The sequence below is a fragment of the Vibrio sp. 2-2(8) genome (assembly GCF_963888495.1).
In the GTDB taxonomy this organism is placed as follows: Bacteria; Pseudomonadota; Gammaproteobacteria; order Enterobacterales; family Vibrionaceae; genus Vibrio; species Vibrio anguillarum.
The window spans coordinates 1-1,259 of the sequence record NZ_CAWPJM010000034.1 but is presented as its reverse complement, the minus strand read 5'-3'; the positions used below and the strand labels follow the sequence as shown (position 1 = coordinate 1,259).

Annotated in this window: 1 protein-coding gene; it reads right to left on the bottom strand. The window is 43.5% G+C overall.

Going from position 1 to position 1,259, the window contains the following annotated elements; translation table 11 throughout:
* Nucleotides 1–8: 8 nt before the first annotated feature.
* Nucleotides 9–1,186, bottom strand: a protein-coding gene (locus AACV12_RS11195; protein ID WP_170901616.1) for an IS3 family transposase whose coding sequence is annotated in 2 segments (ribosomal slippage) — nucleotides 9–928 and nucleotides 928–1,186 — 1,179 coding nt in all. Because the reading frame shifts where the segments join, the coding sequence is not laid out codon by codon here.
* Between the last annotated feature and the right edge of the window lie 73 nt (nucleotides 1,187–1,259).

The following is a 1,259-nucleotide window of genomic DNA, read 5'->3' as shown; positions in this document are numbered from 1 at the left end:
TGTAGTGGTCAACTAAAATTGGCCACGGTTTTAGAGTTTTCCCAATATAATCGTTCTGATTCATTGGGAGTTAAACCACCGTTATACTGATGTGGTCTGAGTTGGCAGTAATATCCGATAATGTAACGGGTAACCTCTCGTTGAGCCTCAGCGAAGCTACGATAACCCACAGTTGGCACCCATTCCGTTTTCAGACTTCTAAAGAAGCGCTCCATCGGCGCATTATCCCAACAATTTCCTCGGCGAGATAAACTCTGTTTTATTTGAAAACGCCACAGCAATTGACGGTATTTACGGCTAGTATAATGACTGCCTTGATCGCTATGGAACATAACACCTTTAGGCTTACCACGAGACTCATAAGCCATCGAAAGAGCTTTGCCTGTTAGCTTAGAATCAGGTGATAGAGACATCGACCAACCAATCACTTTTCGGGCAAAAAGATCGATAACAACTGCTAAATACATCCACCGATTACCTGTCCAAATATACGTAACATCACCAGCCCAGACCTCATTTGGGCCGGTAACCGCAAACTGACGACCTAAGTGATTTGGAACGTCAATATGTTCTTGTGAAGCCTTTCTGTAGCGATGCTTTGGCTCTTGGCAACTCACTAAACCAAGCGTTCTCATTAGCTTTGTTGCTCGGTATCGGCTCAGCTTTACACCCTGATTTGTGACTATATCTGCAATGGTTCTCGCTCCCGCAGAGCCATTGCTTGCGGCGTAAGCCTCGCTAATCAAGCTGCGCAGCTTTATTGTTTCCGCATTAATTAACGCTGGGCGTTTAAGCCAATAGTTATAACTACTTCGATGAACATTGAAGACTTCGCATAATATTTTTACACTGTGGCTCTGCTTGAGTTTCTTGATTATCAAGAATTGTTCAGTGAGTCCGACATCAAGAGAGCCGTGGCTTTTTTTAGTATTTCATTATGCTCTTCAAGGCGCGCTAGCTTCTTTTTCAATTCCCGAATTTCTATTTGCTCAGGGGTCATAGGTGAAGCTTTCGGTGTTTTCCCTTGGCGTTCTTCTCTAAGCTGGCGAACCCATTTATCCATCGTGGACTTGCCCACATTCATGGCTTGGGCTGCTTCAGTCACTGAGTAATTTTGGTCTAAGACTAGCTGCGCTGCTTCTAACTTAAATTCTGCGCTAAATAGTCGTCTTGTACGTTTTGTCATAATGTCACCTGTTAACTTATGAGGTGATGATATCACCTCTAACTAAGTGACCAAATTCACTATGCCACTACAA